At 35.7% G+C, this 13,125-nt stretch carries 15 protein-coding genes; 4 read left to right on the top strand and 11 right to left on the bottom strand.

Annotated elements, in window-relative coordinates; genetic code table 11:
- Positions 1–34: 34 nt before the first annotated feature.
- Positions 35–547, bottom strand: coding sequence for a YceD family protein (locus Q5Y73_RS04735; protein WP_305990672.1), 513 nt, complete (start codon positions 545–547; stop codon positions 35–37).
- Between the two features lie 355 nt (positions 548–902).
- On the opposite strand from Q5Y73_RS04735, the gene Q5Y73_RS04730 reads away from it, so the two are divergent.
- On the top strand, positions 903–2,132 hold the full coding sequence (locus Q5Y73_RS04730; protein ID WP_305990671.1) for a nucleotidyltransferase: 1,230 nt from the start codon (positions 903–905) through the stop codon (positions 2,130–2,132).
- Between the two features lie 95 nt (positions 2,133–2,227).
- On the opposite strand, the gene Q5Y73_RS04725 is transcribed toward Q5Y73_RS04730, so the two are convergent.
- On the bottom strand, positions 2,228–3,268 hold the full coding sequence (locus Q5Y73_RS04725) for a YlbL family protein (protein ID WP_305990670.1): 1,041 nt from the start codon (positions 3,266–3,268) through the stop codon (positions 2,228–2,230).
- An 82-nt stretch (positions 3,269–3,350) separates the two neighbouring features.
- Here Q5Y73_RS04725 and Q5Y73_RS04720 point away from each other — a divergent pair, with 82 nt between their 5' ends.
- Positions 3,351–4,595 (top strand): nucleoside recognition domain-containing protein, encoded by a 1,245-nt coding sequence (locus Q5Y73_RS04720; RefSeq protein ID WP_305990669.1) that lies wholly within the window; start codon positions 3,351–3,353, stop codon positions 4,593–4,595.
- 6 nt (positions 4,596–4,601) lie between these two features.
- On the opposite strand, the gene coaD is transcribed toward Q5Y73_RS04720, so the two are convergent.
- From coaD to Q5Y73_RS04690, 6 genes are all read right to left on the bottom strand, one after another.
- Entirely contained in the window at positions 4,602–5,096 is a 495-nt protein-coding gene (gene coaD, locus Q5Y73_RS04715) for a pantetheine-phosphate adenylyltransferase (RefSeq protein ID WP_305990668.1), read from the bottom strand.
- Positions 5,097–5,115: 19 nt separating this feature from the next.
- Positions 5,116–5,700, bottom strand: a complete 585-nt coding sequence (rsmD, locus tag Q5Y73_RS04710) for a 16S rRNA (guanine(966)-N(2))-methyltransferase RsmD (RefSeq protein ID WP_371320143.1) — start codon at positions 5,698–5,700, stop codon at positions 5,116–5,118.
- 564 nt (positions 5,701–6,264) lie between these two features.
- A complete protein-coding gene (locus tag Q5Y73_RS04705) occupies positions 6,265–7,305 on the bottom strand; it encodes a LacI family DNA-binding transcriptional regulator (protein WP_305990667.1) in 1,041 nt (346 codons plus the stop codon).
- A 252-nt stretch (positions 7,306–7,557) separates the two neighbouring features.
- On the bottom strand, positions 7,558–7,893 hold the full coding sequence (locus tag Q5Y73_RS04700; RefSeq protein ID WP_305990666.1) for a YolD-like family protein: 336 nt from the start codon (positions 7,891–7,893) through the stop codon (positions 7,558–7,560).
- Between the two features lie 50 nt (positions 7,894–7,943).
- Entirely contained in the window at positions 7,944–8,270 is a 327-nt protein-coding gene (locus Q5Y73_RS04695; RefSeq protein ID WP_305990665.1) for a four-helix bundle copper-binding protein, read from the bottom strand.
- A 96-nt stretch (positions 8,271–8,366) separates the two neighbouring features.
- Positions 8,367–9,605 (bottom strand): DNA polymerase IV, encoded by a 1,239-nt coding sequence (locus tag Q5Y73_RS04690; RefSeq protein ID WP_305990664.1) that lies wholly within the window; start codon positions 9,603–9,605, stop codon positions 8,367–8,369.
- A gap of 181 nt (positions 9,606–9,786) precedes the next feature.
- Between Q5Y73_RS04690 and Q5Y73_RS04685 the strand changes: the two genes are divergently transcribed.
- Complete coding sequence (locus tag Q5Y73_RS04685; RefSeq protein WP_305990663.1) at positions 9,787–9,930, top strand: hypothetical protein; 144 nt, start codon at positions 9,787–9,789, stop codon at positions 9,928–9,930.
- A 15-nt stretch (positions 9,931–9,945) separates the two neighbouring features.
- Here the strand turns inward: Q5Y73_RS04685 and Q5Y73_RS24775 are convergent, their stop codons facing one another.
- Genes Q5Y73_RS24775 through Q5Y73_RS04670 form a run of 3 tightly spaced genes read right to left on the bottom strand, consistent with a single transcriptional unit; the run spans position 9,946 to position 12,250 of the window.
- Positions 9,946–10,242, bottom strand: a complete 297-nt coding sequence (locus tag Q5Y73_RS24775) for a DnaJ family domain-containing protein (RefSeq protein ID WP_371320142.1) — start codon at positions 10,240–10,242, stop codon at positions 9,946–9,948.
- 44 nt (positions 10,243–10,286) lie between these two features.
- Positions 10,287–11,297 carry a TIGR03943 family putative permease subunit gene (locus tag Q5Y73_RS04675; protein WP_305990662.1) on the bottom strand — a complete coding sequence of 337 codons (1,011 nt, stop codon included), beginning with the start codon at positions 11,295–11,297 and terminating at the stop codon, positions 10,287–10,289.
- Between the two features lie 11 nt (positions 11,298–11,308).
- On the bottom strand, positions 11,309–12,250 hold the full coding sequence (locus tag Q5Y73_RS04670; RefSeq protein ID WP_305990661.1) for a permease: 942 nt from the start codon (positions 12,248–12,250) through the stop codon (positions 11,309–11,311).
- A gap of 152 nt (positions 12,251–12,402) precedes the next feature.
- On the opposite strand from Q5Y73_RS04670, the gene Q5Y73_RS04665 reads away from it, so the two are divergent.
- Positions 12,403–13,035, top strand: a complete 633-nt coding sequence (locus Q5Y73_RS04665) for a GNAT family N-acetyltransferase (protein ID WP_305990660.1) — start codon at positions 12,403–12,405, stop codon at positions 13,033–13,035.
- The last annotated feature ends 90 nt before the right edge of the window (positions 13,036–13,125 follow it).

Below are 13,125 nucleotides of genomic sequence, written 5' to 3'. Positions count from 1 at the left end.
AATTCTCCACCTCCTTAATTCGATGTCCACTCAATTACTCAACATAAAAATCTTTTAATTTAGCTAAACGAGGATCAATTTGATCCTGTTTACAAGTACAAGATGCCTCATTTTTATTAATCCCGCAAGTTGGGCATAAACCCTTACACGATTCCTTACAAATTGGAGCATAAGGTAAATCTAATAAAAATGATTCTCTAATGTAAGGTTCGATATCTACCTCATCAGATGTAACTAACTGAATACTTTCCTCAGGATCAGATTTTGCAATTTCTGAATTTTGTGTAAAAGCTTCTTGTATGTTAATTTGAAGTGTTTTATTAAATTCCTTTAAACATCTGGAACAAACATAATGAATTTCCCCATTACAAGTTCCCCATACACGAGCCACTTCAAAATCCATCTTCACTTGTAAATCCACCTCTAAAGGTGTAATATTCATAATTTCCTTGCGATTAGATATTAGATCCGAAACAGATAAAGTTTGTCTAATGACAACCGGATCTTTCTTAGTAACTAATTCACGTAATTTAATCATTATTGTCATAAAGAACCACCTCAAACAGACAAAGTTTATTATAGCGATTTAATTTGTGTTTTGTCAACAATATTTCCTCCATGTTATAGTAAAGTTACCCCAAAAAGTGAAGAAATATCTACGATGGGAATTCCGATTACTTTTCGGGGGCCCCAGAAAACAGAAATTTTCCACAAAAGTAAAACATCATCTTGTACCCAGTTCATGGATGAACTGGTGTCGGAATTGCCACATGGAGGTGGCAGGTTATGACCGACCGAATACTTTTGCGGGGCCCAGGAAACACACCTAAATTAGTGAAAAACCGAAATCTAATTTTTTTACATACTACGTCACACTTAAATTGTAAATAAGGTGGTAACATATGAAAACCGTTGGAATTATTGTTGAATATAATCCGTTACATAATGGACATGTATATCATTTTGAACAGTCCAAAAAAGCAGCTAATGCAGATGCTGTTGTTGCTATAATGAGTGGGGATTTCTTACAGAGAGGTGAACCTGCATTAGTAAATAAATGGTCAAGAGCTGAAATGGCCTTGCATATGGGAGCTGATTTGATCATCGAACTCCCCGTCCTTTTCTCTTCACAGCCGGCTGAATGGTTTGCATATGGTGCAGTTTCAGCATTAGATGCTGCAGGAGTAGTTGATAGCTTATGCTTTGGCAGTGAAAGTGGTGAATTGAACACGTTAAAAACCTTAGCTAAAAAATTAAAAAAAGAACCGGATCACTTTCAAACAGAAGTAAAACAACAATTAAAAAAAGGAATGAATTATCCAACTGCATACACCTCTGCCATTCAAAAAGTTTTACACATTGAAATGCCAGATCATATGGATTTATCCCAACCTAATAATACCTTAGGGTTACATTACTTAATTGCACTTGAACGTTTGAACAGTTCTATCAAACCACTTACCATCACTCGTCACAAAGCAGGATTTCATCAACAAGAAGTAACCGATCAACTTATTGCCAGCGCTACAGCCATTCGCAAGCTTATTTTTGAGGAACATGCCTTATCCCAAATTTCACAATATGTACCTGCCTATACATATGATGTGTTGAGACGTGAATTTCAATTCGGGCGTGGACCTATTGGTTGGGAAGACTTTCAAGACCAGTTGCTATATAAGCTACTAAGTCTTACACCTTCACAATGTGCAGCATTTTACGAAGTCTCGGAAGGATTAGAAAACAGGTTAAAACAAACTCTACCTGAACTTCAATCTACATTATCCGTTGCAAACTTATTACATTTATTAAAAACCAAGAGATATACAAAAACAAAATTGCAGCGAACCTTACTCCGAATTTTATTAAATCATCATAAAACAGATATCACATTAAACAGATTAAAAAAAGGCACCCCTTATTTAAGAGTGCTTGGGTTTTCAAAAAAAGGACAGCAGTTGTTAAAACAAATGAAAAAAACAGCAAAGGTGCCAATTATAACAAAAGTAAGCAAAAGTGAAACAACATTACTGGATATGGATATACGAGCCGCATCCATTTATTCACTTTCTTATAACAGCACTTCCTCTCAAGATATGTTCCAAGACTATTACCAACCACCAATTATGAAATAAAGCATATTTATTTCTAAGGAAAACAGTAAGCCCTACATCTGTGGGCTTACTTGCATCATATTGCACATGTTTTAGATAGACTATGACAATTCCCTTCATTTTTGTAAGATAATATTTAGTTGGTCTAAATAATCTAAAGCCTCTTCCATAGTCGAAACAGATACAACTTTCATATCTGTGTTAATGTCCATTGCTGTTTCTGCAGCAAGCTCATAATTATCTACAGGTGCAAAAAACACCTCTGCCCCTTCTTTGTCTGCAGCTACTATCTTACGTTCAATTCCCCCAATAGGACCTACCTGACCATTGGAATAAATCTCACCAGTACCGGCAATAAGATGACCTTGTGTAATGTCTTCAGGAACAAGCTGATTATAAATTTCAAGTGAGAACATTAATCCTGCAGATGGACCTCTTATTGCCCCAGCATCAATGATATGCTGAATATCTGACAAATAAATGCCAATTCCAGGTCTTGCTTCAACCCCCTCAGCTTTCTCAACTTCACCTCGTATATCTGCCAATGCAAATTGCGTAGTATATTCTCGTTCTTCTCTTTCATATGTAAAAGAAATTATGTCACCAACCTGGTTGTTCCCTACACTAGCGAATACATCCTCAGTTGTACGAATAACATCTTCATTTATATATTTAATTTTGTCTCCAGGCTGTAAAGTACCATCCGCCGGAAAACCTTCTACTGTGTTTAAAACAACAACACCATCAATAATGGATTCATACGGGATATCAGCCTCGTTGTATGCCACTCTAATCGCATTATTTTGTGAATTAACCATGTTGTAGTACTGACGCTCCAAGTATTCCTCTTCCGTTTCATCTACATAAATATCTTCTTTTTTTACTACGACAGCATATGGATTGAAAAATGAATACATATAGTAAAATATATTACTATAATTCATTCGTACAGTGGTTAACATAAAAGCTCCTTCAGCCTCATATCCATTTTCAATATTTACCATCGGCTCTAAAACTTCCGCAGAACCTGGCTCATAAACCACATAAGGTGTAGGCATAAGAAAAACTATATATAGAATCGCGAAAAGAATAAGAAAAAACTTCACATTGCTAGGGATTTTACGATACCACTTTTTTTGATTCCTCTGATACTCCATATTCAAATTTCCTCCTACTGGTCTATTTGGACAGACATTTGCGTAAACATGTACCATTGTACAGCAAATGAGGTGAAAAAGCATGTCAAGATTGAATTTTACCATGCATCATCGCTTTTTTACATTATTACTTTCCATGTCCGCAGCTTTTCTTGTTATATACATCATTGTATTTCCGGAAGAAGCTTTTCAATCCTCTTTGCAAGGATTAAATATTTGGTGGAAAATTGTATTCCCTTCCCTTCTTCCTTTTTTCATTTTATCAGAGGTTTTAATTGCTTATGGTTTTATACGCATGTTGGGAGTGTGGTTAGAACCATTAATGAAACTTTTATTTAAAGTACCGGGGGTAGGAGGATGGGCATTAGCAATGGGCTGGACTGTTGGATATCCATCCAGCGCACGGATCACAGCAAATTTAAGACAACAAGAGCTAATCACAAGAAACGAAGGTGAAAAAATACTGGCTGTCTCACACGCTAGCAGTCCTATATTTATAATTAATGTTGTTGCTGTTGGTTTCTTTCATCATGTGCAGCTTGGATTTTTTATTGTATTCATCCAAATGATTTCATTACTTTTGCTTGGACTTGCACTGAATTTATACTATGGTAAAACTACTTCTAATCCAAAAGAAACTCCTTACAAAAATTTAGTTGCAAGGAGTTTGAAAGTAATGTCAAAGGCGCATAAACAAGATGGAAGAACATTCGGAAAACTGCTGGGGGATGCTGTCACTACCTCTATACAAAACTTGATGATGATTGGCGGCACAATGATGTTATTTGCGGTAATGATTAAAATGTTCACATTAACCAATATGATGACCATAATCAATAAAATATTTTCAGAGCTTTTTAGCATATCCATGTTCTTTGATTCCATGATCGAACCTGTCTTCACAGGCTGGTTTGAAGTTCACCTAGGTGCATATCTAATCAGCACTCAGCAATCCGCTCCATTTATTTGGCAAATTTCCTTGCTTTGTAGCATCTTATCATGGAGCGGTTTTTCCGCACATTTACAAGTAAGGGGGTTAATTCAAAATACGGATCTGCGCTATCGCATATTTTTGGGATCAAGAATCGTACAAACAGTCTTCTCTTTTAGTTTATCTTTTTTACTTTGGAAGCCCTATCAGATTTTATTTTCAAAAACTGAACCAAGTTTCCTAAACAACTTAACTCTGAGTGCAACTGAAACCCCTTTTACTGTATGGAATATTTGGGAAAACACATTTGAGTTTATGTTCTTGTTATTAGGTACAATGTTCATTTTCTCTGCATTCATTGCTATGTTTAAAACTATATATCATAAATTTGTATAGGTTTTTTTAAAGGTTTTTAAATTTCTCTTTCAATGCTTTTTCCACTTCTATGGGAACGAGATCAGTAACTGCTCCATCATATCTAGCCACCTCTTTAACAATACTTGAACTCAAATAAGAATATTGTGGATTAGTCATCATAAAAAAAGTCTCAACATCTTCATTCAGCTTTCGGTTCGTAGAAGCCATCTGCAGTTCAAATTCAAAATCAGAAACTGCCCTTAATCCTCTAACGATAATTTGTGCGTTTTTAGACTTCATGTAGTTAGTAAGTAGATCGTGAAAACTGTCAATTTCAACATTAGGCAAATCTTGTGTAGCTTTATGGAGCAAAACCTTTCTCTCCTCTACAGTAAAGAGTGGATTTTTTTTTGCATTGTTCAATACCGATACAACCAAAGTATCAAACTGTTTAGCAGCCCGATGGATGATATCAAGATGTCCGTAAGTTACAGGATCAAAACTTCCGGGGTATACTGCTATGCTTTGTTTCTTTTGCATTTCACAACACCTCGCTTATTCATTCACTAACATAATCATAAAATGTAACCGCAGTATCACCGTAAACCACACGTCGTGCGCTCTGCAATTTACCAATGTTTTCGTTATATGTATGTACCGCATCATGTTCTACAACAACAATGGCTTCCTTTTCAAAAAGGGAAAGGGAGTCCATATGTTGTAAAATTTCCTCAGTCACTTCTAATTTATAAGGGGGATCTAAAAAAACTAAATCAAACTTCAGTTCACGTTTTGCACAAACCTTTAAAGCTCTCTTAGCATCATTACGGTATATTTCTGCTTGATTTGTCTGACTTACTGCATTAATATTTTCCTTTATTACTTCAATACTTTTAGGGTTGATGTCAATAAAAACACCTCGATCCATCCCTCTACTGATTGCTTCAATACCTAAAGCGCCTGTACCAGCAAATAAATCCAACACAATGCCACCCGAAAAATAAGGACCAATCCTACTAAATATAGCTTCTTTTACCTTATCGGTAGTCGGTCTCGTATGACTGCCTGGAACCGCCTTTAGTTTTCTGCCTCTAGAGACTCCCGATATCACTCTCAATGCATTCACCTGCTTATATTGTTTCATATTTAAAAACCAGCCACTTTTTGAACTTGTACTTTAAATATCGTATCATATTCTGCATGTCTTTAAAATACATCAGCAAATTGTTATCCATTTGCATGTATAATTTCTCAAAAAAGGGCAAAAATTAAAGTTAACGGCATCAAAAATGTCGTAGATAACCGCGGAGAAGACTTACGTTTCCCCATAAGCTCTTCATCCGGTTTCTCCTCTCCCATGAGGTACCTGTGCGAGCAGGTACCAAAAGAAAAAAACGCAGGGTAATACCTGCGTTTTTTCTGTTTTGGTAATAATAATAAAATTTTATTTTTCAAACTTTGAATGTAACAGATTGACCAACTACTCGGACTGTTATGTAAAAAAAGAGAGCTGCCAACATGAATTGGCAGCTAAATGGGGAAAAAATAAAAAACCGTTTGATTCAGTTGACTCACGTGATTCATTTTTGTCGAAAATTGATTTGCGTAAGTCATAGAGAAACATCTCCGTACGTGAGTCAAAACTTCCAAGTTTTGACTCACGTGAATCACTTAATATTAGAATAACAGAATTACTGTTGTATTACCACTATTTTTTCTTCATTTTTCTTAACTTTGCTGTAGATTCCCTCTCCACTAACTCCGCTATAAAAGTTCTCCTTTTTTGAACGCCTTCTTTCCCTTCTAACTTGTCTATCAAGGTATGAATTAAATTATGTGCCATTTCTGATACAGGTACTTTCATAGTTGATAGTTTTGGTGATGTATATTGTGATAAAATGACGTCATCATATCCGATAACCGACACATCTTCAGGTACCCTTATACCTTTTTTATGCAATGCATTTAATGCACCTATAGCCATTTTATCATTCGCAGCAAAAATTGCAGTTGGCAGTTTACCAGTTTCCATCCATTTTTCCACTGCTGCATTACCATCTACCTCATTAAAGAAGCCCTCATAAATATCGCATTCATTTACTTCAAGTCCAGATTCTAAATGAGCACTTTTATATCCTTCTAAACGTTCAATTGAACACCTTTTTGATTTTATGCCGGTAATAAATCCGATATGTTGATGACCGAGATCAATTAAATATTTTGTTGCTTTGTAAGCACTCTGTTTATCGCTAACATCCATTACAACGATAGAATCATCACGCTCTATAGCAAAATCAAAATCTATGACCCCACAATGGTAGCCCAAATCTGCAGCCTCATGTAATGTTGGCTGTAAATTACTCCAGCTTAAAAATATGCCTGCATCAATACTCTTGTCATGAAATAGATTCAATATATTTTTATCATTTTCCTCTTTAATATCTAACATGATTCGATATCCACGTTTTGAAGCAGAATGTATGATTGTATCGATCATCGGTCCAAAAAAAGCATCAGCTAAAAAAGATGGAGAACTTTGATCAATATCTTTGATTACCAGCAATCCTACTACATTTGATTTTTTACTTGAGAGCTTTTTGGCTGTAGCATTTGGACGATAATTGTATTCTTCCATCACTTTTAATACTTTTGATTTGGTTTTTGGATGGACATTTCCGTAATTATTGATCACTCTTGTCACTGTACTGCGTGAAACACCTGCTAATCGTGCAATTTCAAAGCTATTCATGTACAATCATCCAATCTATTATAAAGTAATAATGTTATATTAAAATCCGCGAACGTCTATGTCAATACTCTAACTTATTTCATATAATGAAAATACACAGTCACAGATCATCTCCATGAAAAAGCTTCTTCATTTATGAAGAAGCTTTTTCTTTCGAAAATTGAAGAGTTCATCATCTAACATTTATTAATACTCATTTGTAAGCTTATTAATTCTTATGTTATAACCAAGGGTAAACAGTTAACTCCTTGGTTATTTTGCATCAATGATATCATCAAATTGAATCCATTCGTTATGATTATCATGCAATTGTAATTTAATTTGCCTTGATGTTGTATCCATCTTGTTTACGATTCCAGTTACAAAATGATTGTGACCATTTTCATTAAACAATTCAATCGTAACCTCTTCCACATCCAGCATTGAATCCGACAGGCGCTGTGATATAATCCAAATTTCTTCTTCTATTAGCTGTGGTTTACTCTTCTTTTTTCGCTGTTCATGATACAAATTAATTCGTTCTTTGTGCTCTGGAAGCATCATCCGGCTGGATTCCCACAAGCCATTTCCCTCTAATTTTTTGCTCATTTATATGCCCCCATTCTTGTGTGAATTGATATTATAGTTTACCTCACAAATTATGAAATGAGTTTGCGGCATTCCTCTGCGCATCTAAAACATGCTTGTGCACAATCTTGACAATGTTGATGGTTATGGGATTTGCACTCTGTCCCACAAGCGTCACAGATCTCCGCACATAACGAAAGGATCTGTATGGCAAAAGTGCTGCTTCTTTGCATTGAATGAAGTGCTAACGTACATATTTCAGCACATTCCCGATCCAATTCAATACATTTTGACATATTGGACATATGCTCTTCCTTCAAACATGCATGATAGCACACATTACAAGCTTCAATACATCGATATACTGCTTCAATGCAACTTTTATATTGTGCATTCATTGACTAAGTCTCCTTTATCATTCAAAGTTTCATCGTTCATTTTTCCTCACTTCTTGTTGATTATTCATTCCTTCAAGCCATTTCTCGTTTTTTTACTCATTTATAGTGTCCCCCAATCTTAACCGCTCGATCTTTAGCTTGACCCGCTTCTGCCACAGAAGCTGCACGCATAATAATTGCATCCCCATACTTATCCTTAAGCCCATCTGTCGCTTTTTCCAAAGACCGATCTTTTTCAAATGGATCAAACATGCTCAATTGGTATTCCTGATCACTTACCAACTGAGTTAAAGAAACTCCAAGACTTCGTACAGGCGAACCGTCCCAATGGGCATAAAACAACTGTCGAACTGTTTCGTATACTTCATTCGTTACATTTGTTGGTACAGCTATTTTTTTCTGTCGATGAAATCCAGTCTTGCGATCAAAATCCGCTCCTCTACATCCAACAGAAACAACGGAACCCATATACCCTTTCGTACGGCATCTGCGGCAAACTAGTTCCGTTAATTCCAACAAAATAACCTCCAGCTCTGTTTTGCTCCAATAATCTCTCGGCAGTGTCATTTGATGTCCAATCCCTTTTTGTTTTTCATGGGTTTGAGGGGTTACTGGGGAAGCATCCATACCCTTAGCAATTTTCCAAAGCAACTCACCATTCACTCCCCACTTTTCCCGCAATTTGGAAAGTGGTGTGTCTGCCAAATCCCCTATCGTATGAATGCCAAGTCTCAACAAATGTGTGTTCATACGAGATCCCACTAAGAAAAGCTTGTGGATAGGTAACGGCCAAAGTACAGATTGCAGATCTTGTTTGGGAAGCTGAAAAATTCCCTTCTCATTTTTCTTAGCAAAATGATCACAGGCCATTTTTGCAACCACCTTGCAATAACTAATTCCTATTCTCGTGTGTACACTTGTAGCATCCACAATTTTCTCTTGAATTTGTTCAGCGATCTGCTCTGGTGTACCAAATAAATGCTGTGTATTTGTAAGATCTAAAAACTGTTCATCAATGGAATAAGGTTCAACTAAATCCGTAAAAGTCTCTAGAAGCTGCGTGATTTGAAAAGAGACGTCAATATACAATTTCATTCGTGGTTTCAACACAATTAAATCGGGGCATTTTCCCATCGCCTCCCCTAATCGTTCAGCTGTAGTCACCCCGTATTTTTTGGCCAACGGACAAGCAGCCAATACGATCCCTGATCTGCGTGCAGGATCTCCTGCTACAACAACAGGTTTGTTTTTAAATTGTGGATGCGCCGCCTTTTCAACCGAAGCGTAAAACGATTGACAATCCACCAGCATAATCACACGATCTTTTTTATTCATCTTCTATCACCCTAAAACAGAATATATGTTCTTGTTTAATTATATTCATCATACCGAACATATATTCCTAATTCAAGCGGTTATTTTTTACAGGAGGGATACATTCGTATTGCGGAAAAGGTTTTTCATAAATAATAATAAAGAAGAATTCCTTAAAATTTTCCTACTTAGGAGGGTTGACGTGCATATACTTACAGAAACTTCATCGAAAATAAGCAGAAAAGTGGAGGATGTCTATTCATTTGCAACAAACATGGAGAATTTCGAACAATGGTTTCCAGAGGTTATTGAAATCAAACCCAAAAAAAGGATTGACGAACCTTAAACAGATACTAGAAAATCAATAAAACGATATAACTTCTTTTAAAACTGATCTTAGATCGATCAAATCCTGCAAAGAAACAATTTCTTTTTTTAGCTGCATCTCTACTGGTACAATACCTGCATTTTTCAATATTTTATAACTCATCCGAAGCTCATTAGGAATATGTGATAAATCCTCAAGTTCAAGCTTTTTCCCTTTACCCGGGAGGTTGTCAAACTCCCCTTTTGCTTTTGCCTCCCTAATTTTTTTTCCGCGAGAATTGAAATAATGTTCATTACAGCCGTTCCCTTCTTTACTGAAAGTATGCTTCAAACACTACGAAAAACTACACTAAACCTCAACTGTTATTGTATATACTATAAACCAAAATCGTAATTGGTGTATACATATGGCTCTGCAGGAGCTTCTATCCTTTTAATTTCCTTTATGTTTACTTTTATGATATCAAAATCATTGAATGTGGTTCTATCAATCGTCCCCATGATAGTAACCCACTCATCATCCACCCAGCTTTTCGCATCTTCATATTCTAAAAATACACCGTAAGGTGAGGCATCGGCTGAACAGCATTGCACAGCAAATCGTCCTACAGCAAATTCATTCTCTTTCATACCGTCGGCTCGAAATATAAATCCACTGATCTCGATCTGTTTCCCTATAAATGCATCCAAAAATAAATCCAGCGTCGTTAACGTTTCAAGATATATATCTTCTTGCACTCGAATAATATCATGTGTATAAATTTCCTTACCATAATTCGCATAGATTTCTGTAAAGGTTTCAGAAGCAAATAAAGTGTCCAAATCTTCTTCTGGCAGTTCTGTAACAATTTCTGATGACTGATTTTCAGATAACTCTTGCGCTTCAGTTTCACTATTTGAATTTGACGTATCAATTATAATTTCTACTCCATTTAACATATCCTCCGTTCGTTCTACCTCACTTAAAACATCCTCCGGTTCTACAATTTGTGATTCACTAGAAGGTTCGACCGTTTTCAAAGAACTCGCTGAACTAAAATTAACCCCTTTTTGCTCTGCCATTTGACTCCCTAAAATCGTATCAGGGGTTAAAAAACCTAAAAGGATAGGCATAAAGAAAATAGCATATATAATCAGGCTTTTAAAAGAAGACGGCGATGCATGATTGTGGCCACAGTCACAGTGAACCTCAGCTTGTTTTCTTATAAGAAAGTGATAACAATGATAAAGAGCAACAATAAATAGTCCTAGAGCAGCTAACTTTACATACAACTCCATACGGGGAGCAATATATAGCTGAAGATCACCCTTTTTATCAAGTACAAGAATATAGGCAAAAAATCCAAAAAATATAAACGCCTTTACAATATGATGAAAGCGACTCATTATAACCCCTCCTAAGCAAAGTATAAGTTTTGAATCAATATAGAACTAAAGAGAACGATAATAAAAATAAGCAAGGATAACACAATGATAAATCTAGTTTTAAATATAGATAACATCATTAAAGTATTTTTCAAGTCTAACATTGGACCAAATACTAAAAACGATAATAAAGAACCAGCAGAAAAAGTCGTTGCAAAAGAAGAAGCAATAAACGCATCTGAAGTAGAACACAATGACAAGATGTACCCTAATCCCATCATAAATAAATAGGAGCTCCACTCACCTTCTCCAATTTCTACAAGCTCAGCTCGACTTACAGTAACCTGAATGACAGCAGTAATAAAAGCACCAAATATTAAATATTTACCCATTTCAAAAAATTCTTCAGATGCATGTGCTAGAACCGAAACGAATTTACTCGCGAAATTTTGTTGATGATGCTGATGTCCGTGAAAATGTTCATGGACATTTGAAGACTGTGCGGCTTTCAAAGGATTGCTTTTTATAAATTTATATATAATCAAACCAATGATAAAAGCGGTTGTAAATGCTAGTACCATTCGAGAATAAGCAATTTCTGGTTGATTTCGAAACGCCATATATGTAGAAGCAAAAACGATAGGATTAATAATAGGACCTGACAATATGTATACTATACCAATGTACAGCGGCATACCTTTTAACATCAATCTTCTAACAATAGGAATCATTCCACATTCACAAAGAGGAAAAATCAAACCAAGAAAACAACCAACAATAACACCTAATACAGGATTTTTAGGAATCAATCTTGCAATCATTTTTTCAGAGACAAATACACTTAATAATGAAGAAACTACAACACCTAAAAGTATAAAAGGAAACGCCTCTAATAAAATACTCAAAAAAATAGTTTTGAAATTTTGAAATGTCGTTATATTTTCTGCTCCCCACTCAAACCTCAAAAGTTCCACCCCTCTAAATCGTTATTATTACGATTACCACTATTTTAGTTTATGATAGTTAATTGGTCAATATGATTGTCTACATTTAATGTTAAATATGTTTCTATTTATATGAATTAGCTGTAAAATGATAGTAAGGAGAAAGAGAAAGGGGAATCGTTATGGAACATATCAAAATCCCTCATCAACAAGAAATAAAGTATGAAGATAAAACAATTTACATAGAAGGTCCGGTTTCTTCAAATGGATTGAAAGAGCTGTCTATGCATGAAGGATTAGTTGCCTTTCGCGAACCTGAAGAACAACAGGAAGCTCTCGTTGAAATCGCTTCCCTTCCAGAAGGCAGAATCATCATTGCTCGGGATGGAAATACCGTTGTAGGTTATGTCACCTTTCATTATGCAGATGAATTAGAAAGATGGTCTAAAGGAAATATGGACGATCTTATAGAGCTTGGAGCTATAGAAGTCGCTTCCCCCTATCGGTCTTACGGTCTAGGAAAAAAGATGATTCAACACGCTTTTTTTGAACATCAAATGGAAAATTACATTGTATTTACGACGGAATATTATTGGCATTGGGACTTAAAAGGCAGTGGTTTAAGCATTTGGGATTACCGAAAAATGATGGAAAAATTAATGGAATCTGCCGGCATGACTTGGTATGCAACAGACGATCCTGAAATTTGCTCACATCCTGCTAATTGTTTAATGGTGCGTATTGGGAGAAATGTGCCAATAAGTTCTGAAGAAAAATTCGATAGAGTCCGATTCCAACGCAGATTCATGTACTAAAAACACCCCAAAAAGTGAAACAATGAAAGCCGACTAAATGCAGCAACATCCAAGTGACAACATCAGCACCAGCTCATCATTGAGCTGGGA

The sequence above is a fragment of the Chengkuizengella axinellae genome, assembly GCF_030730905.1.
In the GTDB taxonomy this organism is placed as follows: Bacteria; Bacillota; Bacilli; order Paenibacillales; family KCTC-33759; genus Chengkuizengella; species Chengkuizengella axinellae.
This window is presented reverse-complemented; position numbering and strand designations above follow the sequence as displayed.

Excerpts from the sequence above, each read along its gene's own strand:
- coaD (WP_305990668.1), bottom strand. The coding sequence starts at position 5,096 with ATGCAAAAGAAACAAAGCATAGCAGTATACCCCGGAAGTTTTGATCCT.
- Q5Y73_RS04690 (WP_305990664.1), bottom strand. The coding sequence starts at position 9,605 with ATGAATAAAAAAGATCGTGTGATTATGCTGGTGGATTGTCAATCGTTT.
- Q5Y73_RS04695 (WP_305990665.1), bottom strand. The coding sequence starts at position 8,270 with ATGAATGCACAATATAAAAGTTGCATTGAAGCAGTATATCGATGTATT.
- Q5Y73_RS04730 (WP_305990671.1), top strand. The coding sequence starts at position 903 with ATGAAAACCGTTGGAATTATTGTTGAATATAATCCGTTACATAATGGA.
- Q5Y73_RS04705 (WP_305990667.1), bottom strand. The coding sequence starts at position 7,305 with ATGAATAGCTTTGAAATTGCACGATTAGCAGGTGTTTCACGCAGTACA.
- Q5Y73_RS04675 (WP_305990662.1), bottom strand. The coding sequence starts at position 11,297 with ATGAGTCGCTTTCATCATATTGTAAAGGCGTTTATATTTTTTGGATTT.
- Q5Y73_RS04665 (WP_305990660.1), top strand. The coding sequence starts at position 12,403 with ATGGAACATATCAAAATCCCTCATCAACAAGAAATAAAGTATGAAGAT.
- Q5Y73_RS04735 (WP_305990672.1), bottom strand. The coding sequence starts at position 547 with ATGACAATAATGATTAAATTACGTGAATTAGTTACTAAGAAAGATCCG.
- rsmD (WP_371320143.1), bottom strand. The coding sequence starts at position 5,700 with ATGAAACAATATAAGCAGGTGAATGCATTGAGAGTGATATCGGGAGTC.
- Q5Y73_RS04700 (WP_305990666.1), bottom strand. The coding sequence starts at position 7,893 with ATGAGCAAAAAATTAGAGGGAAATGGCTTGTGGGAATCCAGCCGGATG.
- Q5Y73_RS04725 (WP_305990670.1), bottom strand. The coding sequence starts at position 3,268 with ATGGAGTATCAGAGGAATCAAAAAAAGTGGTATCGTAAAATCCCTAGC.
- Q5Y73_RS04720 (WP_305990669.1), top strand. The coding sequence starts at position 3,351 with ATGTCAAGATTGAATTTTACCATGCATCATCGCTTTTTTACATTATTA.